The sequence below is a fragment of the uncultured Pseudoflavonifractor sp. genome, from assembly GCA_904419835.1.
GTDB lineage: Bacteria > Bacillota > Clostridia > Oscillospirales > Oscillospiraceae > Pseudoflavonifractor.
On the sequence record CAJFTA010000030.1, the window covers coordinates 1 to 26,954 of the forward strand.

Sequence of the window (26,954 nt, forward strand, 5' to 3'; positions counted from 1 at the left end):
GCTGTCCATAACCGCCGCTCTAACGACTTCCCTATGAGACCGCTTAACTGGTCCTCTCCTAACGAGTTCGCCGTCCAATATGTTTGACAAACCTACACGGTTTTCTTTTCCTTTTCCCCTATACCAACTGTATATTCTCACTTCGTTTTGCCAGCAAGATTTCATTTCTCGCCTCTGATTTCTTCTTTTTTCCAGCGTTTCCGCTGTTCTTCCCCTTTCCTCCCGTTTTTTCACCCTATCCTTCTGCTCTTTTGCCCGGTACTATCCCATTTTTCTCAGAGTATTTTATCGTTTTTGCTCGCCTTTTCTGTTAACGTAACACCAAACCATAACGCTGTCTACTATATGTTATCCACATTTTCCACCGGGTTTTCCACACTCATTTCTCGCTGGTTTTTCAGAGTTTTTCCACTTATCCACTTAGTTTTGCACACCACGCTTTTGTTTTTATTCTCTGAATTTAGTTTACATAATTTTATTATTTTGCCTTTCTGCATGATTCCCTCCCTTTTCATGCAAAACAAAAGGGCTGATTGCTCAGCCCTCAGCGTGTCGAAAAACCTCGGTTTAAAAGAACCCGCCTGAACCGGGGCGGGGGAGCGCGAGGGGGCAGCCGCCCGCCTCGCGTGGAATCGAATGCCCCGCAATGCCTTGCCGGGCAAGGCTTGCGGCGAGCGGAGCGAGGACTTTTGCGCCGCTGTGCGGCGCGAAAGTAACGGAATTTTTGAAGGCTGTCGAAAAAGTCCAAGGACTTTTTCGACAGCCTGAAAAGGGCTGATTGCTCAGCCCTTTCCAATGTCCCGGGTGGCGTAGGCGTTCAGGTCCATGCCCGCCCGCTTCCCGGCGCAGTATTCATAGTAGCCCTGGCAGCCAATCATGGCGCCGTTATCGCCGCACAGGCTCAGCTGAGGCAGGTAGAGCCTGTCCCCGCTCTCCCGGCAGGAGCGCTCCAGGTCGGCCCGGATACGGCTGTTGGCCGCCACGCCCCCCGCCACGGCCACCTTGCCGTACCCCTTCATCCGGGCGGCCTCCATGGCCCTGGGCACCAGCGTGCGGCTCACCGCCGCGCCAAAGGAGGCGGCCAGGGCGGGCAGGTCCAGAGTCTCCCCCTTCTGCTGGGCGTTGTGGATCAGGTTGATGGCCGCGGTTTTGAGCCCCGAGAAGGACATGTCCAGGGGCGCGCCGTCCACATGGACGGTAGGGAAGGTGTATTTGCCGTCCTCCCCGCCCCGGGAGAGCCGGTCCATGGGCGCGCCGCCGGGGTAGCCGATGCCCAGCACCCGGGCCACCTTGTCAAAGCACTCCCCCGCCGCGTCGTCCCGGGTGGCGCCCATGACCTCCATGTCGGTGTAGCTGCGCACGTCCACAATGGCGGTGGTGCCGCCGGAGACGCACAGGCACACAAAGGGGGGCTCCAGGTCGGGATGGGTGATGTAGTTGGCTGCGATGTGGCCCCGGACGTGGTGGACGGGCACCAGGGGCACATCCAGGGCAAAGGCCACGGACTTGGCGAAGTTGACCCCCACCAGCACCGCGCCGATGAGGCCGGGGGCGTAGGTGACGGCCACGGCGCCGATGTCCCCCTTGGTCACCCCGGCCTGGGCCAGGGCCTGGTCGGCCAGGCCGGCAATGGCCTCGATGTGCTTGCGGGAGGCAATCTCGGGCACCACGCCGCCGTAGATGGCGTGCATATCCGCCTGAGAGGCGATGGCATCGGACAATACGGTGCGGCCGTCCCGCACCACCGCCACGGCGGTCTCGTCGCAGGAGGATTCAATGGCTAATATATTCACGGAAATTCCTTCTTTCGTTCCATCAATGGAGGGTTGGGTCCTCCGACCGCCCCACCAGATAGTCCAGCGAGACCTGGAAGTAGTCCGCCAGCCAGATCCATCCGGCCAGCTTGGGCTCTCCCTCTCCCCGCTCGTAGCGCTGATACTGGCGCTCTGTAATTCCCATCATAGCCGCCAGCTCGGTCTGTTTCAGGCCTGCATTTTCTCTCAGCTCTTTCAATCTGATTGGCTGCGGATACATCCGCCTTCGCCTCCTCAAGGGCCTTCCGGCGCTGCGGTCTCTGTCCCGCCCATCACTCTGTCGGGCAGGGAATCTCCGCCATGGCCCGGAGGGGGTTGAATCCGGGCTCATCCAGGCGGTAGTGCCGCCGGTGGGCGGCCAGGGCGTCGGCATCGGTGAGGGCGCCGGAGGCCAGCATGGAATAGGTCACGCCGAAGAGGCGGGCCCGGTAGTCCAGCATGCGGAAGCCGCAGCGGCGGTAGAAGTCAATCCGCCGGCGGCGGAGGGCGTTCTGCTCCTCCCCCGCCTGGGGGTCCTCCGCCTCGGCCTCCACCAGCAGGCCGTCAAAGCCGCCGTAGTGGGCCTTGAGCTGTTCCACAAAGGCGCTCCCCGTGCCCTGTCCCCGGCCGCCCCAGCACACCGCCAGGTAGTCCAGCAGGGCGCAGTGCCCCTCCTTGTCCCGCCACAGAAAGGCGTAGGCCAGCAGCGCCTCCCCCCGGAACAGGCCCAGGGTGTCGTACTGCCCGGTGCGGACCTGCCGCTCAATCATGGCCAGCGGCTTGCGCTCGGCGGGCGGAAAGTCCGCCTTCACATGGTCCCGGTACACCCGCCGGAGGGCGGCGGCGTCCAGAAGGCGGATCTCTCCGCCGGTCATGCCTCTTCCCCCCGGTTGAAGCGCCGGGTCATAATGATGGCGTCCTCCCCGGGGTCCTTGTAGTAGTCCTTCCGCCGTCCCTCCTGGACAAAGCCGTTTTTCAGGTAGAGGGAGATGGCCTTGTCGTTGGAGGCCCGGACCTCCAGGGTGAGGAAGGCCAGATGGGCCTCCCCGAAGCGGATAAAGGCCCCCAGCAGGGCGTCGGCCACGCCCATGCGGCGGTACTGGCTCTTGACGGCGACATTGTTGATATAGCCCTCGTCCAGCACCACGGTGAGGCCGGCGTAGCCCAGTACGGTACCGTCGTCGGCCACGGCCACTATGAAGGACGCGTTGTCGTTGTACAGCTCCTCGGCCAGCATATCCTCTGACCAGGGCTGGGAGAAACACTCCCGCTCAATGGCCGCCACGTCGGGCACCGTGGAGCGGTCCATGGGAAGCAGTCTGAAATCCATGTTCTGATACTCCTGTTGTCTGTTCTGTTGATTTACCCTTTGGCCTCCGCCCAGCTCCTGCCAGCGGCGGCGTCGGCAATGAGGGGGACGGACAGCCGGGCCACCGACTCCATCTCCCGGGAGAGCAGGGCCTTGACGGCCTCCGCCTCTTCTTCGGGGCACTCCACAATCAGCTCGTCGTGGACCTGGAGGATGAGCCGGGCCTGGAGCCCCTCCTCCCGCAGGCGGCTGTGGACATGGATCATGGCCAGCTTCATGATGTCGGCGGCGGTGCCCTGGATGGGCATGTTGAGGGCCACCCGCTCGCCGAAGGAGCGGGTATTGAAGTTGGAGGACTTGAGCTCGGGCAGCCAGCGGCGGCGGCCGAAGAGGGTTGTGACATAGCCGTCGGCCTTGGCCCGGCTGACCACGTCGGTCATATAGGCGTGGACGCCGGAGAAGCGGGCGAAGTACTTTTCAATGTACTCCTTGGCCTCGTAGGTGGGCACGCCGATGTCCTGGGACAGGGAGAAGGCGGAGATGCCGTAGACGATGCCGAAGTTGACCGCCTTGGCGGAGGAGCGCATGTGCTTGGTGACCTGGTCCACCGGCACGCCGAATACCTGGGCGGCGGTGACGGTGTGGATGTCCTCCCCGGAGCGGAAGGCCTCTATCATGTGCTCGTCCCCGGCGATATGGGCCAGCAGCCGCAGCTCAATCTGGGAGTAGTCCGCGTCCACCAGCACCTTCCCGGCGGGGGCCACGAACATCTTCCGCAGCTCCGCCCCCAGCTCGGTGCGCACCGGGATGTTCTGCAGGTTGGGCTCGGCGGAGGAGAGCCGCCCGGTGGCGGTGACCGTGTTCTGGAAGGAGGTGTGGATGCGCCCGTCGGGGGCGATCACCTTGCCCAGGCCGTCCACATAGGTGGACTTCAGCTTGGTGTACTGCCGGTACTCCAGAATTTTGTCGATGATGGGGTGCTGTCCCCGCAGCTTCTCCAGCACCTCGGCGTTGGTGGAGTAGCCGGTCTTGGTCTTTTTCACCGGCGGCAGGCCCAGCTTGTCGCCGTCAAAGAGAATCCTGCCCAGCTGCTGGGTGGAGTTGATGTTGAAGGTCTCCCCGGCCAGCGCATAAATTTCCGCCTGGTCGGCGGAAATGCGCTCGTCCAGCATGTCGCCAAAGGCGGAGAGGGCCTTCCGGTCCACCAGCATGCCGGCGTGCTCCATGGCCGCCAGTACCGGGCACAACGGCAGCTCAATCTCATAGTAGAGCTGGTGCATGCCCAGCTCCTCCAGCCGGGGGGCCAGCACATTTTTCAGGGCCCCGATGAGGGCGCAGTGGCTCAGCAGCCCGCCCAGCACCGCCCCCTGGTCGGCCAGGGGGGAAAAGGCGTCTGGGGCCAGGTAGGTGTCTTTGGCCTTGGGAAACTCCTGGTTGAAGTAGGTCATGCCCAGCTTCTCCAGCTCGTAGCTGCCGTCGGTGGGGGCCAGGAGGTAGGCGGCAATAGCGGTGTCAAAGGCAAAGCCGTCCCCCTCCACGCCCTCCTCCAGCAGCCGGGAGAGCAGGGTTTTCACGTCGTGGGTATTTTTCTTGATATCGGCGGCAAAGAGGGCTTTGAGCACGCCGTTGTATCCCTCCAGCTTATCGGCCCGAAGCACAGCGGCTCTGGAGTGGGACTCGCTCTCCCACCACTCCACCGCCACCACGTTCAAATCGGGCAGGGCCAGCACATCCACGCTCTCCTGCCCTCTCCAGATGGCCAGCAGCTCCTCTGCCCGAGTAATGTCGGTGACCTCCTCGCTCTCGCAGGTGCCGGTAACCACCTGCTCCTCAGCGGCCACGGCCGCCTCTCCCTGGGGAGCCTTCAGTCCCATCTTGTCGATGAGCTTGGAGAACTCCAGCTTGAGGAAGAGCTGGTACAGGGCGGTCTGGTTCACCTCCCGCCGTGCGGCGTCCTCGGGCTTGAAGTCCAGGGGCGCGTCGGTGCGGATGGTGGCCAGGTCGTAGGACATCTTGGCCTGCTCTCTGCCCTCAGCCAGCTTTTTCAGCACGGCGGGCTTGGCCTCCACCTGGTCCAGGTCGGCGTAGATGGCCTCCACGCTCTGATAGCGCCGGATGAGGTCCATGGCGGTCTTTTCCCCCACGCCCTTGACGCCGGGGATGTTGTCGCTGGCGTCCCCCATGAGGGCCTTCAGGTCGATGATGTGGATGGGGTCAAAGCCGTAGGCCTCCCGGAAGGTCTCGGGGGTCATCTCCTTGGTGGTGGTCTGGCCCATGCGGGTGGACACCAGCTTCACCCGGGTGCGGTCGGTGACCAGCTGGAGGGAGTCCTTGTCGCCGGTGACCACCACCGTGTCCCACCCGGCGGCGGCGTCCTTCACCGAGATGGTGCCGATGAGGTCGTCCGCCTCCCAGCCGTCCATCTCGTACCGGGGGATGTTCATGGCGTCCAGCACTTCCTTGAGGATGGGCATCTGGGAGGCCAGCTCGTCGGGCATGCCCTTCCGCTGGGCCTTATAGCCCTCGTAGGCCAGGTGGCGGAAGGTGGGCGCCTTCCGGTCAAAGGTGCAGCACAGGGCGTCCGGCTTCTCCTCCTCCACCAGCTTCTGGAGGATGGTGAGGAAGCCGTACACCGCGTTGGTGGGCTGCCCGTCCCGGGTGGTGAGCATGTGGACGCCGTAAAACGCCCGGTTGACGATGGAATTTCCGTCGATGACCATGAGCTTCATGGGGTTGCCTCCTGCCTCCGGGTTCTCCCGGACATAACATTTCAGAATACAGTATACCAGTTTTCCCCCATTGGGGCAAGAAAAACCGGGCGGCCCGCCATTGTATCCACAGAAACCATCATCGATGAAATAGAGGCAGTCAATTCATAATCAGGTTCGTCAACTCTGAATTCTGTACAGGCTCTGCTTCGACTTAAACCGCACAAAGCGCACGCAAGGCGGCAGCCGGATAACCCGGCTGCCGCCTTCTTCGCGCACTGTCCAATATGGTTTGACAAACCCGCAAACCGGGCGGCCCGTCAAGCGCGCGCCCGGTTCGTCTTTTCCGCGCCAGAAGCGCGGTATATGGCGAGGATACAGCTATCACCAAAAGATTTCTATCCGGTGATGCCCGGGAGAGACCGTGATTTCGGCTGTACCCTCAGGCAGGCATGCGCCATCTGCAAGCACCATTCTTGGGCTCTCTCTGCAGAACCGGACAGTGCCGGTCTCTTTTGCCTCCACGTCCACGCTCCCATAGTGCGCCTTCCATTCAAAGTGCTTGAAGCGCGTTTTCAGATCGGAGCAGAAGAGCAAGGTGCCGTTTCTGTACAGCTCTGTTTTTTCTCCATCTGAACACACAGTATAGCGCGCTCCGTCATAAAGCCTGTTCTCCTGGCGGATGACGTCAATCTCGTCCATCCCGCCGTTGAGCAGCGTCTGCATCAGCTCAGGCACGGAGCTGATAAAGTAATGCTCTACCTTGCAGCCATACATGGCCTCAAACTGAGCGGCGCCGTAGTCCGCGTCTGTTCCGTAGGACTGCCAGTTTGCCACGGTAAGCGTCTGTCCGCTGAAGTCCCCCGTGCCGGAGGCCTCCGGGGAGTCCGGCGTCTCTCCGCATCCGGCCAGCAGGAAAAGCAGCGCCGCCGCCGTCATGCCGCAGAGAAATCTTTTCTGTTTCCTTTTCATGATGCTCCTCCTTTTTCCTGTAAAGTTGCTTCTAACCTTAAAAGAGACATGCCGCTGTTAGAATAATGTTGGCATAAGGGGTCATCTCGCCGGTTCTCACAATCGCCTTGCAGCATTGGGTCTCTTTCTTCAGCTGTGCATGGGAGACAAACCTGAGCTCCACCGCTGTTCCAAAATACCGCCTGATTTTCTCTAAAAGCTCCGGGCAGTGAAGCTTCATTTCTTCCGCCACCGTAACCTGTTCCACCAGCATGTTTTCGGCCACAGCCTCCAAAACGTCCCAAAATCCCGGAATACCTTTCTTCAAGGCCAGGTCGATTTTTTCCACGCCTGCCGGCACCGGAAGGCCGCAGTCTCCTATGCACAATCGGTCGGTATGCCCCAGCTCGCCAAGGACTCGGTTTATGTCACTGTTCATCATGCAATTTTTATGCATATTTTTACCTTCTTTTTACCTAAGAAAGTCTTTGCAGTTAAAGAATAAATCAATATGCACATATTATCAATAGCTTATCTTCATTTTTTGATATTTAATATAATTTTATTGATAAAATTTTATCTTTAAAATTTTGTATTGACATATAAAGATAAATAGTTTACCTTATAATTAAAGCTATACACGGGGAGGCGTACCATGAGAACTACACTGAAAGATATTGCACAAGCGACTGGTTTATCGGTCACCAGTATCTCCCTCGTACTCAACGCGCGCCCAAACCGTCTGTCCGAAGAGAGCCGCCGAAAAGTGCTGGAAGCCGCAAAACAGCTCAACTATTCCACCTCTTCCCATTCTTCTCCATCCGCTTCTGAATGTCACTCCATCGGCCTGATTGTCCCAAACATCTCCGATTTCTTTTTTGGTGAAATTGCGCAAGGCGTTATTGACTGCGCACGCACCCACGACTTTACGGTTCTTCTGGGCACAAACGGCGAATCCCCCCAGATGGACAATCAAAACATCCGTTCCCTGTCCCGCCAGGGCGTCCGGGCGCTGCTGATTGTCTCGGCCCACGAACAGGCGAACACGCTGCTGGATCAGCTTTCCTTCCCTGTCATTCAGGTAGACCGTCAGAGCCTGTCGCTGAACCGCAGCGCGGTGCTGCTCAACCACCGCAAGGGCGGCTATCTGGCCACGCGGCATCTGATCGATTTGGGCCATAGGCATATTGCCTGCATCACAGGCCCGGGCGCGCAGGCCAGCAGCCAGCAGCGGCTGGCCGGCTACCGCTGGGCCTTTGAGGAGACCGGCCTTCCGCTGCCCAAAAGCGCAATCTTTGAGGGGGATTACGCCCCAAAGAGCGGGTATCAGCTGCTTGATTCCATTATAAGCGCGGGATTTACGGCCGTCTTTTGCGGGAACGACATGATGGCCATCGGAATCTACAAGCGTATGCGCGAACTGGGGCTTAAGCCGGCTCAGGACCTCTCCATTGTCGGCTTTGACGATATTTCATTTGCCGATTTGCTGGAAGTTCCGTTAACCACCATCCGCCAGTCGGGCTACAATATCGGCTTTGAGGCCTGCAAACGCGCGTTTCTTGAATTGGATAACCCGGATTTGCCCAAGCAGACCATCCAGTTTGAGCCCGAACTGGTTATAAGGCAAAGCACACGGAAAAAGGAGGAGTGACATCGTGCAACGTATTACTGTGATTGGCTCTGTTAACCGTGATCACCTGTATTCTGTCCCCCATATCGTCCGCCCCGGAGAGACCATCGCCAGCGAATCCTACCGGACAGGCTGGGGCGGAAAGGGGCTGAACCAGGCCATCGCCCTGGCAAAGGCAGGCGCGCAGGTCTCCCTCGCCGCAAAAATCGGCCATGAGGATTATCCTTCTCTCTCCGCTCTCTGCTCTGCGTATTCTCTCGACATTTCCCAGGTGCATGCCTGCGCGCTTCCCACCGGTCACGCGATTATCCAGCTGGATACCGCCGGTCAAAACTGCATCATTGTCCACGCAGGCGCCAACGGCTCCTTTACCGAGCAGGATATTCAGTCGTTTTTAGCCGGCTGCCGGGCCGGTGATATCTTCCTTCTGCAAAATGAGATCAATTCTTCCGCTCAGATCATCAGCGAGATCAAAAAAAAGGGCGGCAGAGTCGCCCTCAACCCCTCCCCCTTTACACCGGACATTCTGCGCTGGCCCCTGGAGTGCCTGGATTATCTTATTCTGAACGAAACAGAGGCCGCCTCCATGACCTCCGCGGACTCCTCCGAAAAAGCGCTCGACCATCTCTGTTCCGCTTATCCGGCGCTTAACGTCTTTCTTACGCTCGGCTCAGAAGGTTCCTGCTTTGCGTGCGGAAATACGCGCCATTTTCACCCGACCCACAAGGTCAATGCCGTCGACACCACCGGCGCGGGAGACACCTATACCGGATTCCTTCTGGCTGAGCTGGCCCGCGGCTCCGCCGTTGAAGACGCCATGTCCATTGCCACAGAGGCGGCCTGTCTGTGTGTCACCCGCCCGGGCGCTGTCGATTCGATCCCCAGCCGCGCCGAACTTCCCTCCCTTAACTGAGTCCACCCGGGCGGCGTCCCGGCCACCGGCCGCTCCACCACATCTTGCTCAAAGCGCTCTCCTGACTGCGTTTCACCGCTTATGTACCAAAAAGTCCGCGCGTCCATCTGGACGCGCGGACTTCAGCGTGCCGAAAAAACTCGGTTTAAAAGGGCCCGCCTGAACTGGTACGGGGGGAGCGCGAGGGGGGCAGCCGCCCGCCTCGCGTGGGATTGAATGCCCCGGAAGCCTTGCGCGGCAAGGCTTCCGGGGAGCGGAGCGAGGACTTTTGCGCCGCTGTGCGGCGCGAAAGTAACGGCATTTTTACACCTTCAATCTCCGGTATACGGTGAAGTACATGGTGAGGATGCAGGCCAGGCCGCCGATGACGTTGGAGATAGGCTCAGCCAGGAACACGCCGTTATATCCGAGGCCAAGCGCCGGCAGCAGCAGGGTCAGAGGGGCCACGATAAAGGCTTTGCGCAGCAGGGAGAAGAAGATGGCGCTCCTGCTGCGGCCCAGGCCCACAAAGACAGACTGGCCGATAAACTGGAGGGACATGCAGAAGAAGATGGAGAAGTAGATGCGGAAGGCGGGCACGCCGGTTGCAATCAGCTCCGCGTCACTGTTGAACAACCTGATGAAGGCGGCGGGGAACAGCATGACCACCGCCCAGACGGCCGCCGAATACCCCATGGTCACCGCGGTGGTGAACCGGATGCCCTGCCGGACCCGCTCGTTGGCCCCTGCTCCGTAGTTGTACCCCAGCACCGGCTGGCAGCCCTGGGTCACGCCGCTGACCGGCATGGTGATGACCTCCCGCACCGAGTTGATAACGGTCATCACGCCCACATACAGGTCGCCGTACCCCGCGCCGCCCCAGTGCTGGAGGGTGGTGTTGCAGAGAATCTGCACCAGGGAGTTGGTGAGGGCCATAACAAAGCCGGAGGCGCCCAGGCTCAGGATCCGGGCTGCCCGGGCCGCCCGGAGCTTCATCCGGCTCAGCCGCAGCCGCACAATGGCCCGCTTCCCGGTGAGGAACCACAGCACCCAGGCAGCCGAGCAGGCCTGGGAGATGACCGTGGCGATGGCGGCCCCCTGCACCCCCAGGCCGAAGCCGAAGTCAAAGATAAAGATGGGGTCCAATACAATATTCACTACCGCTCCGATGGACACGGTCAGCATCCCCATCCGGCCAAAGCCCTGAGCGTTGATAAAGGGGTTCATCCCCAGGCTGATCATGACAAAAACCGTCCCCAGGGCGTAGGTGGACAGATAGCTGTCCGCATAGGGAAAGGTGGCGCCGCTGGCGCCGAAGAGGTAGAGAATGGGCTCACGGAACAGGAGGATGAGGGCGGTGAGCACCACGCCCAGCCCCAGCAGCAGAGCAAAGGAGTTGCCCTGGACCCATTCCGCCTCCTCGTTGTCCCCCTTGCCCCGGCAGATGGAGCACAGCGGCGCGCCGCCGGTGCCGCACAGGTTGGCAAAGCCGATGATGATGGAGATGACCGGCAGCACCAGCCCCACGCCGGTGAGGGCCAGACGTCCCACGCCGGGCAGGCGTCCGATATACATCCGGTCCACAATATTATAGAGGATATTCACCAGCTGGGCCGCCGTCATGGGCAGGGCCATCCTGGTGATAGCCCCGGACACGCTGCCCTTTGTAAAATCATTTTTTGCTTCCGCCACGGGTCTGCTTCCTTTCCGGTTTGACTTTTATTCTTTTCATTGTATACTATTTCTAAATACAGGGCAAGAAAGATCCCCTGCCCGGGAAAGGATGGCGTTTATCATGACGCTGCTGGAGGAGGCGCGGGCGCTGGCCCCCGCCCTGGAGGAATTGAAGGCCCAGCTCCACCGCAGACCGGAGCTGAGCTTCCACGAGGTCAACACCACGGCAAAAATCCGCGCCCTGCTGGAGCCGCTGGGGGCGGAATTTCTGGACCTGGGCATGGAGACCGGCGTGGCTGCCCTGCTGCGGGGCGGAAACCCCGGCCCCACCGTGGCTCTGCGGGCGGACATCGACGCCATCACCCTTCAGGAGCCGGAGGGTCCCGGTTCCTCGGAGGCGGAGGGCGTCATGCATGCCTGCGGCCACGATTTCCACACCACCTGTCTCTACGGCGCGGCCAAGCTCCTCGCAGCCCGGCGGGAACAGCTCTCCGGCGCCGTGCTGCTCATCTTCCAGCCCGCTGAGGAGGTGACCCAGGGGGCGGCGGCCATGCTGCGCCGCGGCCTGTGGGAGAAGGCAGGTGGCAAGCCCGCCGCCATTTTCGGTCTCCACAACCGTCCTGAGGTACCCTGCGGCCAGATTGCCGTGCTCCCCGGCCCCATCATGGCAGGCAAGAACAACTTTACCCTCACCCTCTACGGTAAGAGCGGCCACGGCGGCTCTCCACACAAGTGCGTGGATGTGATTGTCCCCGGCGCGGCCATTGTCAGCGCCGCCCAGACCGTGGTGAGCCGCTGTACCGACCCGATGGACAGCCTGGTGTGCTCGGTGTGCTCTATCCACGCGGGCACGCCGGACAACTTCGCCCCCGACCTGCTCACCATGACGGGCAGCCTGCGTGCCCACTCGGATGAGGTGCTGGCAGCCGCCTCCGCCAAGCTGGAGTCTCTGGCCAGGGATATCGCCGCCGCCTACGGCTGCACGGCGGACTTTGTGCTGGAGCCCCAGGTACCCGTGACCTGGAACGGCCCGGAGACCACCGCTCTGGCCAAACAGGCCGCGGAGGAACTGGTGGGCGCGGCCAACGTGGTCCAGCCCCGGCCCGACATGGGCAGCGAGGACTTCGCCGTGCTCTCCCGGGGCATCCCCAGCTTCTTCTACTGGCTGGGCTCCGGCTTCCCCGGCCGGGAGAACGCCTGCTGGCACAGCGCCCAGTTCCGCACTGACGACGACGCCCTCCCCCTGGGCGCCGCCCTGCTGGCCCGCTCGGCGGAGCTGGCGCTGGAGTACTTTTTCCGGTGAAAAAATCTGAGGTGCCGCTTTTCTTCATTTTGTATATCCACGCCCCGGAAACACTTGTCCGGGGCGTGGATTTTTTACGAAAAAATTGTAAAATAGATATTGACATTTCTTTGTCAAAGTGTGATAATAGTCGATGGTAAGAATCGTTATTTTTTTGTCAATACTTTCTGACAATTTATTTGGAGGTTTTTGCTATGTCCAGATTTACTCTGCCCCGCGACATCTATTATGGTCCCAACGCGCTCGAGGCCCTCAAGACCCTGAAGGGCAAGAAGGCCGTCATGGTTCTGGGCGGCGGCTCCATGAAGCGCTTCGGTTTTGTGGACAAGGCCGTTGCGTACCTGAAGGAAGCCGGCATCGAGACCAAGCTGTTCGAGAACGTGGAGCCCGATCCCTCCGTCGAGACCGTCATGAAGGGCGCCGCCATGATGCGCGAGTTTGAGCCCGACTGGATCATCTCCATGGGCGGCGGCTCCCCCATCGATGCCGCCAAGGCCATGTGGGCCTTCTATGAGTACCCCGAGACCACCTTCGAGGACCTGATCACCCCCTTCAACTTCCCCGAGCTGCGCCAGAAGGCCAAGTTCTGTGCCATCCCCTCCACCTCCGGCACCGCCACTGAGGTGACCGCCTTCTCCGTCATCACCGACTATGCCAAGGGCATCAAGTACCCCCTGGCCGACTTCAACATCACCCCCGACGTGGCCATCGTGGACCCCGCCCTGGCCGAGACCATGCCGCCCCACCTGGTGGCCTACACCGGTATGGACGCCCTGACCCACGCCATCGAGGCCTATGTGTCCACCCTGCACACCGTGTTCACCGATCCTCTGGCGATTGAGGCCATCCACATTGTGGAGAAGGACCTCATCAAGTCCTTCAAGGGCGACATGACCTGCCGCGAGGAGATGCACTACGGCCAGTGCCTGGCCGGCATGGCCTTCTCCAACGCCCTGCTGGGCATTGTCCACTCCATGGCCCACAAGACCGGCGCCGCCTTCTCCACCGGCCACATCACCCACGGCCTGGCCAACGCCATGTACCTGCCCTACGTCATCGCCTACAACGCCAAGGCTGACGGCGTTGCCGAGCGCTATGCCGACATTGCCCGCACCATGGGCGTCGTGGGCGACACCACCGCCGAGCTGGTGGAGGGCCTGCGCGCCAAGATCCGCTCCATGAACGACGCCATGGGTATCCCCAACACCCTGAAGGACTTCGGCATCATCGAGGACGAGTTCAAGGAGAAGCTGGAGACCATCGCCACCAACGCTGTGGGCGACGCCTGCACCGGCTCCAACCCCCGTCCCATCGACCCCGCCACCATGGCCAAGCTGTTCACCTGCATCTACTACGGCACTGAGGTGGACTTCTAATCTCACTACTCCTTTCCCCTCCTACATACAAAGCGGCGCTGTCCTTTGGACAGCGCCGCTTTGTGGCTGTCGAAAAAGTGGCCTCTGCCACTTTTTCGAAGGAGTTGCATGAAATTTTCACCTCGATTTCTGATGAAATTGTCGGCAAAAATTTCATGAGAAGTGTCATTTCCGAGGCACATGTCCCCGAAAATGACGGATTTTCATTTGATTCCGTCATCTGCGGATGACGGAACTCTGCGAGGCTCCCCCTTCTGGGAGGTTTTTGACGGCCTAAGCGGCGCTGTCCAAAGGACAGCGCCGCTTTTGTTTGCCGGATGTTCAATGCACGAACGTCACGCCGGCAAAGCAGGTCTCCGGGTCTGCCGGCTCTCCGCCCTGCCGCACCTCCACGTGGAGATGGGGCCCGGTGGCCATGCCCGTCTGGCCCACATAGCCCACGTTCTGACCCTGGGCCACCTGGTCCCCCTCAGCCACCGCACAGGCCGACAGGTGGGCGAAGAGCACTTCCCCGCCGTCCCAGCCGATGACCACATAGTTGCCGTACTCCGGGTCAAAGGCGGACTCCAGCACCTGGCCGCTCCGGGGGGCGTACACCGCCGCGCCGCTGTCCGCCTTCAGGTCCAGCCCGTCGTGGCTGGTGGTCCGGCCGGTGATGGGGTGCACCCGGGTGCCGAAGGGCATGGTCACCGTCAGCCTGTCCCCGTCCAGGGGGGACAGCAGCTCCTCCGCGTCCACCCCGGCGGGCTCCGCCTGTTCCTCCGTAACCAGGGGCTCCGAGATGACCAGCAGGCCGGGCTCCCCGCTCTCCTCCGCCTGTCCGGTCAGGTCGGCGGCGCAGGCCCCCGCCAGCACGCCGCACAGGCACAGCGCCGCCGCCACGCCCACCGCCGCGGCGACCGTCAGCTTTCCTCTGGATTGAAATTTCATAATGGCATACAACCTCTCTTTCAGCTGTTCTCCATCCCTGCTCATGGCAAGGGTCATATTGTGTTTGGTCTCTCCCGGCGCAGGCCGGGCCAGGGCGAGGAGGGCCGCGCCGTAGGCTCTGCGCCCGGCCTCGTCCAGCCGCCGCAGCACCCCTTCGTCGCAGGAGAGCTCACACGCCCGGCCCAGCTCCCGCCGGAGCAGCCAGACCAGCGGATTGAACCAGTGAATGCACACCGCCGCCTCCGCCAGCCACTTGTAGCACAGGTCCAGCCGCCGGTAGTGGGTCAGCTCGTGGAGAAAGGCGGCCCGGAGCACCTCCTCCCCGCCGTTTTCGTCGGGCAGGAGCACCATGGGCCGGAGCAGACCGGCCTGCATGGGTGAGCGGAGGCCGGAACAGACCAGCAGCCTGGGGGGCCTGGCCACCCCCGTCATGCGGCAGGCGTCCTCATAGACCGCCCGGACCCGCTCCCCCGCCGGACGGCTCTCCCGTTCCAGCGTGCGGAGGCACCGGCCATACCGCCAGACCGCCCGCAGGGCCAGTGCGGCGGCCACCGCCCCCCACAGAAGCACCGCCAATTCGGGCAGCAAGGCCGGTAAATCCAGCCCCGCCCCCTGCCGGTCCGGCCCGGCCAGGGCCATGTCCGGGGCCCGCAGCCACAACGCGCCCGCTGTCATCTCCTCCGGCAGGGCCTGGGACAATCCCTCCGGCAGATGGACAGAGGGGAAAAACGGTATCAGCAGCCGGGCCAGGGGCGCCAGCCAGAGGTAGTACTGCCCGCTGTGCCCCAACTTGTCACGCAGCAGGGGCATGAGGGCCAGCAGCAGCACAATGAGCACCGACCCGGACAGTGTCAGGCTGAGCAGAGTGGACAGCGCCCCGCCCATCACGCCTTCCCGCCCTTCTCCCAAAAGGCCTTCAGCTCGTCCAGATCCTCCGCGGTAAGGCAGTCCTGCTTGAGCAGGGAGGACACCAGCCGCCCAGCGTTGCCGCCGTACACCTTGTCCAGGAAGGACCGGGTCTGCTGGTCGGCGTAGTCCTCCTCCCGCAGGAGGGCCACATACACGTTGAGCCGGCCGTTTTTCTCCACCGCCAGCATCTGCTTCTCCACCAGGCGGGAGAGAAAGGTGAGCACCGTGTTGGCCTTCCAGTCCTTCCCCTGTCCCGCCAGGGCCTCCATCACCTGGGCAAAGCGGGCCCGTCCGCCCCGGCTCCAGACCACCCGCATCAGCTCCAGCTCGGAGTCTGACAGCTGCCGTTTTTCCATGGAAATCCCTCCAGTATTTCAACTACAACTTGTAGGTGTATTTACCTTAACATCTTGTAGGTGAAAAGTCAAGCAAAAAATCCTCTCACGGTGGGAGAGGATTTCAGCCTGTCGAAAAAGTCTTTTCGACAGGCTGCTGCACTTTTTCAAACCTTAAAAAGTTTGAAAAAGTGGTTTGATTCCACGCGAAAGACAACCCTGACGGTTTTCTTTCACACTATCTTTCCCTCCGAAGCCTTAAGTCTCAGGGTTTATCGCAGTCCTTTTCTATCTCTCTACGCCAGCCCCAGCAACCGGGCGGTGGTGGCCACCAGGAAGCACAGCGCCATGCCGATGGCCGTGGGCAGCCCGAAGCCCAGCAGGGTCCACTTCCAGCTGCCGCTCTCCCTGCCGATGGTCATGCAGGTGGTGGAGCAGGGCCAGTGGACCAGGGAGAAGAGCATGGTGCACACCGCCGTCAGCCAGGTCCAGCCCTGGTCCACAAGCAGGGTGCGCAGGGCGTCCAGGCTCTCGTAGCCGGTCAGGCTGCCGGTGGCCAGGTAGGCCATGAGCATGATGGGGATGACAATCTCGTTGGCGGGAAAGCCCAGGATAAAGGCGGTCAGAATCACGCCGTCCATGCCCAGGGCCCGGCCCAGAGGGTCCAGGAAGCCGGTGCAGTGGGCCAGAAGGCTGACGCCCCCCGCCTGCACATTGGCCAGCACCCAGATGAGCAGCCCCGCCGGGGCGGCAACCATCACCGCCCGCCCCAGCACGAACACCGTCCGGTCCAGCACTGAGCGGACAATCACCTGTCCCACCCGGGGGCGGCGGTAGGGTGGCAGCTCCAGGGTGAAGGAGGAGGGCACGCCCTTGAGTACCGTGGCCGACAGCAGCCGGGAGACCTGGAAGGTGAGAAACACCCCCAGCACAATCACCCCGGTGAGCAGCAGGGCGGACAGCAGTGTCCGCCCCGGCCCGGCTTCGGTGCCCGTAAAAAACATGGTGATGATGGCGATCAGGGTGGGAAAGCGGCCGTTGCAGGGCACAAAGCTGTTGGTGAGCATGGCGATGAGCCGCTCCCGGGGGGAGTCGATGATGCGGCAGCCCACCACCCCGGCGGCGTTGCAGCCGAAGCCCATGGCCATGGTCAGGGCCTGCTTGCCGCAGGCTCTGGCCTTCTGGAAGGCGTGGTCCAGCACAAAGGCCACCCGGGGCAGGTAGCCGAAGTCCTCCAGCAGGGTAAAGATGGGGAAAAAGATGGCCATGGGGGGCAGCATCACCGACACCACCCAGGCCAGCACCCGGTAGACCCCCAATACCAGTGCCCCGTGGAGCCACGCCGGGGCGTTCCAGTATGTAAACAGGTCGGTCAGCCGGTCCTGGAGCCAGAAGAGGGCGTCAGACAGCAGCTGGGAGGGGTAGTTGGCCCCCTGGATGGTCAGCCAGAACACCCCCGCCAGCAATGCCAGCATCACCGGGATGCCCGTGGCGCGGCTGGTGAAGAGCCGGTCCAAAACGCGGTCCCGGCGGGCGTAGTCCTCCCGGGCGCACTTCACCGCCCCGGCGCACACCGCCTCGGCGGTCATCACCAGCCCGGCGGCCAGCCGATCCCCCAGGTTCTCCCGGCTGACCCCGCGCGCCTCCAGCCACGCCCAGGCCTCCGCCAGGGCCTCAGTCAGCTCCCCGTCCCCTGCCAAGCCAACGCCCAGCGCCTCCTCCAGCCTGGCCAGCAGAGCCGGCTCCCCCTCCAGCAGCCGGAGGGCGGTCCAGCGGCCGGGGAGCTTCCCCGCCGTCCGGGCCTCCACCAGAGAGAGCAGCCGCTCCACCGCCGTCTCAACGGGGCCGGGGTACTGCACCCGGATGGGGTTGGGCGGCTGTTCCGCCGCCATCACCTTCTCCGCCGCGTCCAGCAGGGCTTCCAGCCCCTGGCCCCGCCCGGCACAGGTCCCCACCACGGGCACCCCCAGCCGCTCCGACAGCTGCTCTAAATCCACCCGGATGCCTTTCTTTGCCGCCTCGTCCATCAGGTTGACGCACACCACGGTGCGGGGTTCCAGCTCCAGGGTCTGGAGCACCAGGTTCAGGTTCCGCTCCAGGCAGGTGGCGTCGCACACCACAATGGCCCCGTCCGCCCCGCCGAAGCACAGAAAGTCCCGGGCCACCTCCTCCTCGGCGGAGTGGGCCATGAGGGAGTAGGCGCCCGGCAGGTCCACCAGCACATAGCCCCACCCCCTGTGCTCGCACCGGCCCTGGGCGCTGCCCACCGTCTTGCCCGGCCAGTTTCCTGTGTGCTGATGCATACCGGTCAGACTGTTGAACACGGTGGATTTGCCCACGTTGGGGTTGCCCGCCAGGGCGATGACCTTGTCGTCCGGCCGGAGCTTTTCAATGTTCAGGCCATGGTCCACCGCCGCCGCGCCGGTGGACGCCCCGGTCAGGCCCACCGGGGTTCCTCCCCGGCAGAGGCCGGGCAAAATGCGGCGGCAGGCTCCACCCGGATGCCTGCGGCGTCCCGCTCCCGCAGGGCCACCACCGCCCCCCGTATGAGATAGGCCGACGGGTCGCCCGCCGGACTGGCGGCCACACAGGTCACCCTGGTGCCGGGGATGAGGCCCATATCCATCAGGCGGCGGCGCATGGCCCGCTCGCCCGCCACCTCCGCCACCCGGGCGCTTCCTCCCACCCCCAGGCCGCAGAGGGAAATCAATTCGCTCATATTGGAACGCTCCTCACATAACATGTAGGCGGGGGATGGTTCTCCCCCATCTATCCTATTGAGCCGCCCCCCCGGTGGTGACGGCGAGAGGAGGAACCGGCTGTGAGACGTCCATACCCGCCCCGGCGGAGAAAACGGCGGAGGCGGCGCGCCTTCGGCGGATGGAGCCGTATCCTCCGCCTGCTGGGCATGGCTCTTCTGCTGTCCGGGCTGCTGCTCCCATTTTTTCCTCGGAAAGCTTCCCCTCCCACTCCAGTTTCCCCCGCTCCCTCTCTCTTCCTGCCGGAGGATTTGTCCCCCCTGCGGCGGGCCATGGTGGAAAACGCCGCCGCCCTGGCGGGCAGGGTGGGCTACTTCTGGGGCGGCAAGTCGGTCCGCCTGGGCTGGGACCCCCGCTGGGGGGTGCCGGCCGTGGTCACCGCCGGCGGAAGCGACACCACCGGGACCCTGGTCCCCTTCGGCCTGGACTGCTCCGGGCTGGTGACCTGGGCGGCGGTCAACGCGGCAGGGGACGCCGGCGCCCTCTCCGCCATCGGCAACGGCGCCCGGGACCAGTATTCCCGCTGTACGCCGGTGGCCTGGGAGGAGGCCCAGCCGGGGGACCTGGCCTTTTTCCCCGACCTGAGCCATGTGGGGATTGTGCTCGGCCCCACGGAGGCGGGCACGCTGGAAATTGTCCACTGCTCCAAGACCCTGGGCGGCGTGGTCCGCTCCCCGGACGGCGCAGGCATCGGCTTTGCCCTCATCGGCCGCCCGGCGTTCTATCAGATTTATGGCGCGGCATAAAATACGCCGTGTGCCGGGATTTTAAGCCCATGGCGCGGCGGAGCGCGCCATATAGGCGTTTTACCGCCCCCCTTTGGCGGGCAATAAAAATAACCCGCCGGACCGGAGATACGCTCTCCCATCCGGCGGGTTTTCTGTGTCTATCCCGGTCAGCTCAGGGCCAAAATGGCCTCCACGGCCCGGTTGTAGTCCTCAGTAAGCTGGGGCATCATGGCGGCGGCGGCATCCCAGTCGCCGGCCCGCATCAGCGCCACCTGGCGCTCAAAGCCCGCGAACAGCGGCTTGATGGACAGGTTGCCGCACAGCCCCTTCAGGGTGTGGGCGGCGCTGACCGCCCCCTCGCGGTCCCCCTCCTCCAGGGCGGCGGTCAGGGCGGCAAATCCCCGGTCCGCGGGGAACTTCTTCAAAAAACGCTCCAGCATGGCCTCGCTGCCCATGAAGCGCTCCAGGGCCTCGTCCACGTCCACGCCCGCAGCGGCCAGCCCCGCCCGGATTTGGTCATCCATTTTCATTCTCCTCCTTCGGCGCCTGATACAGGCCCCTCAGCTCCCGCTCCACCCGGAAGAAGCACGCCAGCAGCGCGGGATTAAAGGTGCCGCACGCCCCGTCCCGGATCATGCGCAGGGCCTCCTCCCGGCCATAGGCGTCCTTATAGACCCGCTTGCTGACCAGGGCGTCGTACACGTCGGCCAGCGAGACAATCTGAGCCCAGACGGAGATCTCGTCCCCCTTCAGGCCGTCGGGATAGCCCCGCCCGTCCCACCGCTCGTGGTGGTGGCGGGCGATGTCGCAGGCGTAGCGGTAGGCGCCCAGCTCCCGCATCTGGGGAATCCGCTCCAGCAGCCGGGCGCCCTGGACGGTGTGGGTCTTCATAATCTCGAACTCCTCGGCCGTCAGGCGGCCGGGCTTGTTGAGGATGGCGTCCGGGATGGCGATTTTGCCCACATCGTGCATGATGGCGGCCAGGGCGATGGCGTCGATATCCTCCGGCGACAGGCCGGCCCCCAGTTCGGTGTGCTCCAGCATATAGCGGGTGATGTCGTGAATACGGCGGACATGCTCGCCAGACTCGCCGTTTCGAAACTCAATGGCGGTGGACAGGGCCTCTATCATGCCCCGGTTGAGCTCGATGATCTGCTCCGCCTGCCGCAGAAGAGCGGACTGCTGCCGCTCCACCACGTTGCCCAGCCGCTTCCTCGCCCGGAACAGCTCCACCACCGAGTTGACCCGCCGCTCCACCACATAGGGGATCACCGGCTTGCTGATCACGTCCATGACGCCCAGCTGATAGGCCTCCCGCATGGTGTCGCCGCTGGCCTCGGCGGTGATGAGAAACACGGGGATCTGGCCGGGAAAGCCCTCCTCCGCCAGGGCACGCAGCACCTGGATGCCGCTCATCTCGGGCATGACCACGTCCAGCAGCACCGCGCACAGCCGGTCCCGCAGGCTCAGCGCCGCCTCCAGCCCAAGTTTTCCGTTCTCCCGCTGCTCAATGGCGTAAAATGGCGCGAAAATATTCTCCAGAATGGCCCGGTTTATCTCGTCATCGTCCACAATCAGCACCGTGTCCGGCTCCTGACCGGCATTCCGTCCCCGGCAGTTAGGTTCCATATTTTTCTCCTTGCATACGGGCGCGGACAGGGCCGCAGTCTCCCGGCCCGGCCACGCAAGTTCTGTTCCGCCCTGCACGCTATTCTTCCATGATATTTGCCCCGCAATACCGCCGCAATTGCCTCCATGCAGCAGCCGCGCTGGAAAAGCGGCCCGGCATCCGCCTTTGCAACAGGCTGCGGGGCGGTTGATTCGACCATTCTTATTATAAAATAGCTTTCTCCCAATTGCAACTCCCGGTATGTGCGAAAAACTGTGCGCGGAGCAGTCCGACCGCTCCGCGCACACCAAGCTGCCAAAAATGTTGTTACTTTCTCGCTGCTGTGCAGCGCAAAAGTCCCTGTGCTCCCCCGCCCCGGTTCCGGCGGGCACTTTTCCCTGGGGTTTTGGGCGTTCTCTATCCCCCTCAGCCGCCGAACAGCCGCTTGAACAGGGACTTTTTGGTCTGCCTGCTCTCCGCCTTGGCAATGCGGAGCTTTCGCAGGCTCTCCTCCGCCTCCCGGCTTCCATGGCTGACCGCCTCCTGGTAGAGCTGCTCCGCCCGGGCCAGGTCCACCTGGGTGCCGACCCCGTCCCGGCAGCAGTCGGCCAGCAGGTTCATGGCCCGGACCGACCCCTGCCTGGCCGCCCGCCGGAACCACTCCACCGCGCCCGCCGGATCCCTGGCCGCGCCGATGCCGTTGAGGAGGCAGTAGCCCAGGTTGCACTGGGCGGCCCGGTCCCCGTTCTCGGCGGCTCTGGTGTACCACTCCACCGCCTTGGCGGTGTCCACGGCCACGCCGGTGCCCTGCTCATAGCACAGCCCCAGGTTGCACTGGGCCGGGGCGTACCCTCCCTCGGCGGCCCTGGTCAGGTAGTCCACGCACTTTTTCTCGTCCTTCATGACGCCCGCACCGTCCCGGTAGCAGCCGCCCAGCAGGCACATGGCCCGCAGGGAGCCCTGCTTGGCCGCCTTGTGCAGCCAGGAGACGCCCCGGCCCGGGTCCTTCTTGGCGCCGATGCCCTCCAGATAGCAGTAGCCCAGGTTGCACTGGGCGGTCTCGTCCCCGGCCTGGGCGCCCCGGGCGTAGTACTCCACGGCCTTGACCTTGTCCTCCGGCACGCCCTCGCCCACCTCATAACAGTAGCCCAGGCTGCAAAACGCGGAGGCATACCCCGCCTGGATGGCCTGCCTGTAATACTCCACCGCCCGCTTAGGGTCCCGCTTGGTCCCCACGCCCCGGCGGCAGCAGTCGCCCAGAATATTGAGCGCCCGGCCAAAGCCCTGGTCTGCGGCCCGTATGAGCCACGACACTGCCATCTCTTCATCCTCCGGCACGCCGATGCCGTTGAGATAGCACACCGCCAGATTGCACTGGGCGGGGGCATACCCCTGCTCCCCCGCCCGGCGGTACAGCTCCGCCGCCCGGGCCGGGTCCGGCTCCGTCCCGTCGCCGTTCTCATAGCACAGTCCCAGGCTGCACTGGGCGGGCGGGTAGCCCTGTTCCGCCGCCAGGGTATACCACCTGACCGCCTCTCTTCCGTCCGGCTCTGTCCCCAGGCCGTCCCGCAGGCAGGTGCCCAGCAGGCTCTGGGCCCGGGGATACCCCTGCTCCGCCGCCTGCCGGAACCACTTCACCGCCTCCTCGGGCCGCTTCACCGTGCCCACGCCCTCCAGGCAGCAGTAGCCCAGGTTGCACTGGGCGGCCGGGTAGCCCATCTGGGCCGCCTGGCGGTAGTACTCCACCGCCTGCTTCTCATCCCGCTCCACGCCGCTGCCCATCTCGTAGCACAAGCCCAGGTCGCAGATGGCCATGGCATAGCCCTGCTCCGCGGCCTGGCGGTACAGCGCCACAGCCCGGGTCTCGTCCTTTTCCATTCCGGTGCCGTTGCGGCAGCAGTCCCCCAGAATATCCAGGGCCCGGGCAAAGCCCCGCTCCGCCGCCTTTTCCAGCCACGCCACGGCCTGCCCGGCGTCCTCCTCCGTGCCGATGCCGTTGAGGCAGCACACCGCCAGGTTGCACTGGGCCGGGGCGTACCCCTGTTCCGCCGCACGGGTATACCAGGCCACGGCCTGCTTCTCATCCCGCTCCACGCCGCCGCCCGTCTCATAGCACAGGCCCAGGGCGCACTGGGCGGGCACATACCCCAGGTCGGCGGCCCGCCGGTAGCAGGCTGCGGACGCCGCCTCGTCCTTCTCCAGGCCGGTCCCCTCGCCCAGGCAGTCGCCCAGAATGCTGATGGCCCGGGCATAGTCCTGTTCCGCCGCCCGCTTCAGCCAGGCCACGGCCTCCTCCGCGTTTTTCTCCACGCCGATGCCGCTGAGCAGACAGAAGCCCAGGTTGCACTGAGCCGGGGCGTAATCCAGCTCGCCGGAGCGGCGGTACAGCTCCGCGCCCCGCTGCTCGTCCTTCTCCACGCCCTCGCCGTTCTCGTAGCACAGGCCCAGATCGCACAGGGCGGGGGGATACTCCTGCTCCGCGCTGCGGCGGTAGTACTCCACAGCCTTTTCCAGGTCCTTCTCCACCCCGCGGCCGTCCTGGTACAGGCAGCCCATGAGCCGCAGGGCCCTGGGATAGCCCTGCTCCGCCGCCCTGGCCAGCCACTGGGCCGCCTTGGCGTCGTCCTGCTCCACGCCGATGGCCGCCAGATAGCAGTAGCCCAGGTTGCACTGGGCGGGGGCATAGCCCTCCTCGGCGGACTGGGTGTAGCACTCCACGGCCTTGGCCAGGTCCTCGTCCACGCCGCTGCCGCTCTCATAGCACAATCCCAGGTCGCACAGGGCGGGTATGTACCGCTTCTCCGCCGCCAGGCGGAAGAGCTCGGCGGCCCGGGCCTCGTCGGGCTCCACGCCCCTTCCGTCCCGGTAGCAGCAGCCCAGCAGGCTGATTCCCCGGGGAAACGCCTGATCCGCCGACTGCCGCAGCAGCTCGGCGGCGCGGCTGTCGTCCCGCTCCACGCCGATGCCGTTGAGATAGCACACCGCCAGGTTGCACTGGGCCGGGGCGTACCCCTGGTCGGCGGAGAGCTGGTAGAGCTCGGCGGCCCGGACCGGATCCCGGTCCACGCCGCTGCCGTTCTCATAGCACAGGCCCAGGCTGCACTGGCCCGGCGCGTAGTCCTCGTCCACACAGCGCCGGAACAGCTCCACCGCCCGTCCTTCGTCCTGCTCCACGCCCTCGCCCAACTGGTAGCAGCGGCCCAGGGCCTCCACGGCCCGCATGTCGTCCTGCTCCGCCGCCTGGGCAAACCAGTGGGCCGCCTGGGCCATATCCCGGTCCACCCCGTCGCCGTCGGCGTATTTCATGGCCAGATCGTACTGGGCGGACAGATCCCCCAGCTCCGCCTGATCCAGCAGGGCCTGGAACTCCTCCCGGGACCGCTGGAGCCCGGCCACCGCCCGCTGGATCAGTTCCGTATTGACAAAGATCACCTGATCTCCGTTGAAAAATTCCGCTCTGTCTTCATTTTCAGGGCACATGAAAAACACCTCTCAGTCCTCTTTACTCTACCAGCGAAAACGGCTTCTGTCAATGCGGGCGGGCGGCTCTCTTTGCCGCCGCCGGGGGCGCTTCTCCCCCTGTGCGCCCTGCCGGCGGGACATTTTCCCTGTATTTTTCCGTAAATTCACACAAAATATACTTTTCATTTTCCGCTTCCATGCTACAATATATCGTATGAACTCCCCGCGCACAGTCAGGCCCGGCCTCCCGCCCCCGGCGGAGGGCCGCACCGCCACCTGTTTTTGGAAGGAGGACCCCCATGAAAAAGGAAGCAGCCGCTTCTGCCCCCAGCCTGCGCTATCTCCAGATGCTCTCCCGCCAGTACCCCACGGTCCAGGCCGCCAGCAGCGAGATCATCAACCTCCAGGCCATTCTGAACCTACCCAAGGGCACCGAGCACTTTATCTCCGACGTCCACGGCGAGTACGAGGCCTTTCTCCACATCATGAACTCCGCCTCCGGCGTGGTGCGGGAGAAGGTGGACGAGCTCTTCTCCTCCAGCGTGTCCAAGGCGGAACGGGACCAGCTGGCCACCCTCATCTACTACCCCGAGGAGAAGCTGGCCCAGGTGGCCAGGGAGACCAGGGACATGGAGGAGTGGTACCGCATCACCCTCCACCGGCTCATCGACATCTGCCGCATGGTCACATCCAAGTACACCCGAAGCAAGGTCCGCAAGGCCATGCCCAAGGAGTACGCCTACATCATCGACGAGCTCATCAACACCAACTACGAGTACCATAATAAACGCTCCAACTATGAGAATATCATATCCACCATCATCGACATCGACCGGGCCGAGGACTTTATTGTGGCCGTGTGCGAGCTCATCAAGCGCATGGTGGTGGACCACCTGCACATTGTGGGCGACATGTTCGACCGGGGCCCCCGGGCGGACATCATCATGGACTACCTGACCGAGTACCACTCGGTGGACATCCAGTGGGGCAACCACGACGTGCTGTGGATGGGGGCCGCCACCGGCAGCCGCACCCTGGTGGCCACGGTGCTGTCCAACTCCATCCACTACAACAACCTGGAGGTCATTGAGACGGGCTACGGCATCTCTCTGCGGCCCCTGGCCCTGTTTGCCAACGAGTTCTATAAGGACGTGGACTGCTCCTGCTTCAAGGCCAAGTTCGCCGGGGACGACGCCAACAACTACACCGAGAAGGACAAGGCCCTGGCCGCCCGGATGCACAAGGCCATCACCATCATTCTCTTCAAGCTGGAGGGCCAGAAGATTCTCCGCCACCCCGAGTTCGGCATGGAGGACCGGCTGCTGCTGGACAAGATCGACTACGAGAAGAAGTCCATTGTCATCGACGGCGTGGAGTACCAGCTCTCTGACACCGACTTCCCCACCGTGGACCGCTCCAATCCCTATGAGCTCTCCCCCGAGGAGGACGAGGTCATCAACCAGCTGACCAACTCCTTCCAGCGCAGCGAGAAGCTCCAGCGGCACGTCCGCTTCCTCTACTCCAAGGGCGGGCTGTACAAGATCTATAACGGCAACCTGCTGCTCCACGGCTGCATCCCGCTGACGCCGGAGGGGGAGCTGCTCACCTTCCGGGCAGACGGAAAAATCCTGTCCGGCCGGGCCTTCCTGGACTACGCCGAGGCGGTGGCCCGCCAGGGGTACTACGCCAAGCCGGGCAGCGAGGAGCGGCAGTACGGCATGGACTACCTCTGGTTCCTCTGGTGCGGCCGGGGCTCCCCCGTCTTTGGCCGGGACCGGATGACCACCTTTGAGCGGCGGCTCATCAAGGACGAGTCCTCCTGGGCCGAGCCCAAGAACGCCTACTACACCTTCTACAACGACCCGGCGGTGTGCGAGCGGCTGCTCAGGGAGTTCGGCCTGGAGGGCCCCCACTGCCACATCATCAACGGCCACGTGCCCGTCAAGTCCCGCAAGGGCGAGAGCCCCATCAAGGGCGGCGGCAAGCTCATCGTCATCGACGGCGGCTTCTGCCGGGCCTACCAGCCCACCACCGGCATCGCCGGCTACACCCTCATCTACAACTCTGAGTCCATGCGCATCGTCTCCCACGAGCCCTTTGAGGGCCGGGAGAACGCCATCCGGGAGAACCGGGACATTCTCTCCTCCTCCGTTGTCTTTGAGCGGATGGACGACAAGGTCAAGATCCGCTCCACCGACATCGGCAGCGAGCTCCAGCGCCAGGTGGACGATTTGAAGGCCCTTCTGGCCGCCTACCGCTCCGGCCTTGTCAAGGAAGATCACCGGAAGTAAGCGCCTCATACCATCCAAAAAGCGGCTCGCCGCTTTTTGGAATCAGATACAGCCCGCAAGTGTGGAAGCTGCCCGCGCCTGCGGGCGCGAACACTGCGAGGCTTTCCCGAACGTCTGAGGCCCCCGGCTGAGCCGGGGGCCTCAGCGTGTCGAAAAACCTCCCAGAAGGGGAAGCCTCGCAGAGTTCCGTCATCCACAGATGACGGAATCAAATGAAAATCCGTCATTTTCGGGGACATGTGCCTCGAAAATGACACTTCTCATGAAATTTTTGCCGACAATTTCATCAGAAATC

22 protein-coding genes are annotated in these 26,954 nt (G+C 63.4%); 6 read left to right on the plus strand and 16 right to left on the minus strand.

What is annotated here, in order from left to right:
- The 8 genes from QZY67_RS06900 to rbsD form a co-directional block, all read right to left on the minus strand.
- A partial coding sequence (locus tag QZY67_RS06900; RefSeq protein WP_295369325.1) for a hypothetical protein occupies nucleotides 1-234 on the minus strand: 234 nt, incomplete at its 3' end.
- Between the two features lie 548 nt (nucleotides 235-782).
- A complete protein-coding gene (gene tsaD / locus QZY67_RS06905; protein WP_191391196.1) occupies nucleotides 783-1,793 on the minus strand; it encodes a tRNA (adenosine(37)-N6)-threonylcarbamoyltransferase complex transferase subunit TsaD in 1,011 nt (336 codons plus the stop codon).
- Nucleotides 1,794-1,815: 22 nt separating this feature from the next.
- Nucleotides 1,816-2,187 carry a helix-turn-helix transcriptional regulator gene (locus tag QZY67_RS11950; protein WP_366448950.1) on the minus strand — a complete coding sequence of 124 codons (372 nt, stop codon included), beginning with the start codon at nucleotides 2,185-2,187 and terminating at the stop codon, nucleotides 1,816-1,818.
- Complete coding sequence (locus tag QZY67_RS06915; protein WP_191391198.1) at nucleotides 2,087-2,668, minus strand: N-acetyltransferase; 582 nt, start codon at nucleotides 2,666-2,668, stop codon at nucleotides 2,087-2,089. The genes QZY67_RS11950 and QZY67_RS06915 overlap by 101 nt, the downstream gene beginning before the upstream one ends.
- Entirely contained in the window at nucleotides 2,665-3,123 is a 459-nt protein-coding gene (rimI, locus tag QZY67_RS06920) for a ribosomal protein S18-alanine N-acetyltransferase (protein WP_191391199.1), read from the minus strand. Before rimI ends, QZY67_RS06915 begins: the two co-directional genes overlap by 4 nt.
- 32 nt (nucleotides 3,124-3,155) lie before the next feature.
- Nucleotides 3,156-5,831 carry a DNA polymerase I gene (gene polA, locus QZY67_RS06925; RefSeq protein WP_191391200.1) on the minus strand — a complete coding sequence of 892 codons (2,676 nt, stop codon included), beginning with the start codon at nucleotides 5,829-5,831 and terminating at the stop codon, nucleotides 3,156-3,158.
- Nucleotides 5,832-6,194: 363 nt separating this feature from the next.
- Nucleotides 6,195-6,782, minus strand: coding sequence for a hypothetical protein (locus QZY67_RS06930; RefSeq protein WP_191391201.1), 588 nt, complete (start codon nucleotides 6,780-6,782; stop codon nucleotides 6,195-6,197).
- Nucleotides 6,783-6,819: 37 nt separating this feature from the next.
- Nucleotides 6,820-7,218, minus strand: a complete 399-nt coding sequence (gene rbsD, locus QZY67_RS06935; protein WP_191391202.1) for a D-ribose pyranase — start codon at nucleotides 7,216-7,218, stop codon at nucleotides 6,820-6,822.
- Between the two features lie 198 nt (nucleotides 7,219-7,416).
- Here rbsD and QZY67_RS06940 point away from each other — a divergent pair, with 198 nt between their 5' ends.
- Together QZY67_RS06940 and QZY67_RS06945 are read left to right on the plus strand one after the other, a co-directional pair.
- On the plus strand, nucleotides 7,417-8,412 hold the full coding sequence (locus QZY67_RS06940) for a LacI family DNA-binding transcriptional regulator (RefSeq protein ID WP_191391203.1): 996 nt from the start codon (nucleotides 7,417-7,419) through the stop codon (nucleotides 8,410-8,412).
- A gap of 4 nt (nucleotides 8,413-8,416) precedes the next feature.
- Nucleotides 8,417-9,304 (plus strand): ribokinase, encoded by an 888-nt coding sequence (locus QZY67_RS06945; RefSeq protein WP_191391204.1) that lies wholly within the window; start codon nucleotides 8,417-8,419, stop codon nucleotides 9,302-9,304.
- Between the two features lie 303 nt (nucleotides 9,305-9,607).
- Here the strand turns inward: QZY67_RS06945 and QZY67_RS06950 are convergent, their stop codons facing one another.
- Nucleotides 9,608-10,975 (minus strand): MATE family efflux transporter, encoded by a 1,368-nt coding sequence (locus QZY67_RS06950; RefSeq protein WP_191391205.1) that lies wholly within the window; start codon nucleotides 10,973-10,975, stop codon nucleotides 9,608-9,610.
- Nucleotides 10,976-11,078: 103 nt separating this feature from the next.
- On the opposite strand from QZY67_RS06950, the gene QZY67_RS06955 reads away from it, so the two are divergent.
- On the plus strand, nucleotides 11,079-12,260 hold the full coding sequence (locus QZY67_RS06955; protein ID WP_295369332.1) for a M20 family metallopeptidase: 1,182 nt from the start codon (nucleotides 11,079-11,081) through the stop codon (nucleotides 12,258-12,260).
- A 194-nt stretch (nucleotides 12,261-12,454) separates the two neighbouring features.
- Nucleotides 12,455-13,636 (plus strand): iron-containing alcohol dehydrogenase, encoded by a 1,182-nt coding sequence (locus QZY67_RS06960; protein ID WP_295369334.1) that lies wholly within the window; start codon nucleotides 12,455-12,457, stop codon nucleotides 13,634-13,636.
- Between the two features lie 321 nt (nucleotides 13,637-13,957).
- Here the strand turns inward: QZY67_RS06960 and QZY67_RS06965 are convergent, their stop codons facing one another.
- The 4 genes from QZY67_RS06965 to QZY67_RS06980 all read right to left on the minus strand — a co-directional run bounded on the left by QZY67_RS06965 (nucleotide 13,958) and on the right by QZY67_RS06980 (nucleotide 18,529).
- Nucleotides 13,958-15,451: a M23/M56 family metallopeptidase gene (locus QZY67_RS06965; RefSeq protein ID WP_295369336.1), complete on the minus strand. Its 1,494-nt coding sequence runs from the start codon at nucleotides 15,449-15,451 to the stop codon at nucleotides 13,958-13,960.
- Entirely contained in the window at nucleotides 15,451-15,831 is a 381-nt protein-coding gene (locus QZY67_RS06970) for a BlaI/MecI/CopY family transcriptional regulator (protein ID WP_295369338.1), read from the minus strand. Before QZY67_RS06970 ends, QZY67_RS06965 begins: the two co-directional genes overlap by 1 nt.
- 275 nt (nucleotides 15,832-16,106) lie before the next feature.
- On the minus strand, nucleotides 16,107-18,257 hold the full coding sequence (gene feoB, locus QZY67_RS06975; RefSeq protein WP_295369340.1) for a ferrous iron transport protein B: 2,151 nt from the start codon (nucleotides 18,255-18,257) through the stop codon (nucleotides 16,107-16,109).
- Nucleotides 18,248-18,529, minus strand: coding sequence for a FeoA family protein (locus QZY67_RS06980; RefSeq protein ID WP_295369341.1), 282 nt, complete (start codon nucleotides 18,527-18,529; stop codon nucleotides 18,248-18,250). Before QZY67_RS06980 ends, feoB begins: the two co-directional genes overlap by 10 nt.
- A gap of 102 nt (nucleotides 18,530-18,631) precedes the next feature.
- Between QZY67_RS06980 and QZY67_RS06985 the strand changes: the two genes are divergently transcribed.
- Nucleotides 18,632-19,315 carry an NlpC/P60 family protein gene (locus tag QZY67_RS06985; protein ID WP_295369343.1) on the plus strand — a complete coding sequence of 228 codons (684 nt, stop codon included), beginning with the start codon at nucleotides 18,632-18,634 and terminating at the stop codon, nucleotides 19,313-19,315.
- A 149-nt stretch (nucleotides 19,316-19,464) separates the two neighbouring features.
- Here the strand turns inward: QZY67_RS06985 and QZY67_RS06990 are convergent, their stop codons facing one another.
- From QZY67_RS06990 to QZY67_RS07000, 3 genes are all read right to left on the minus strand, one after another.
- Nucleotides 19,465-19,821: an Hpt domain-containing protein gene (locus QZY67_RS06990; RefSeq protein WP_295369345.1), complete on the minus strand. Its 357-nt coding sequence runs from the start codon at nucleotides 19,819-19,821 to the stop codon at nucleotides 19,465-19,467.
- Nucleotides 19,814-20,926 carry an HD domain-containing phosphohydrolase gene (locus QZY67_RS06995; RefSeq protein ID WP_295369347.1) on the minus strand — a complete coding sequence of 371 codons (1,113 nt, stop codon included), beginning with the start codon at nucleotides 20,924-20,926 and terminating at the stop codon, nucleotides 19,814-19,816. Before QZY67_RS06995 ends, QZY67_RS06990 begins: the two co-directional genes overlap by 8 nt.
- A 406-nt stretch (nucleotides 20,927-21,332) precedes the next feature.
- On the minus strand, nucleotides 21,333-24,338 hold the full coding sequence (locus QZY67_RS07000) for a sel1 repeat family protein (protein WP_295369349.1): 3,006 nt from the start codon (nucleotides 24,336-24,338) through the stop codon (nucleotides 21,333-21,335).
- Between the two features lie 329 nt (nucleotides 24,339-24,667).
- Between QZY67_RS07000 and QZY67_RS07005 the strand changes: the two genes are divergently transcribed.
- Complete coding sequence (locus QZY67_RS07005) at nucleotides 24,668-26,659, plus strand: fructose-1,6-bisphosphatase (RefSeq protein ID WP_295369351.1); 1,992 nt, start codon at nucleotides 24,668-24,670, stop codon at nucleotides 26,657-26,659.
- Nucleotides 26,660-26,954: the final 295 nt, after the last annotated feature.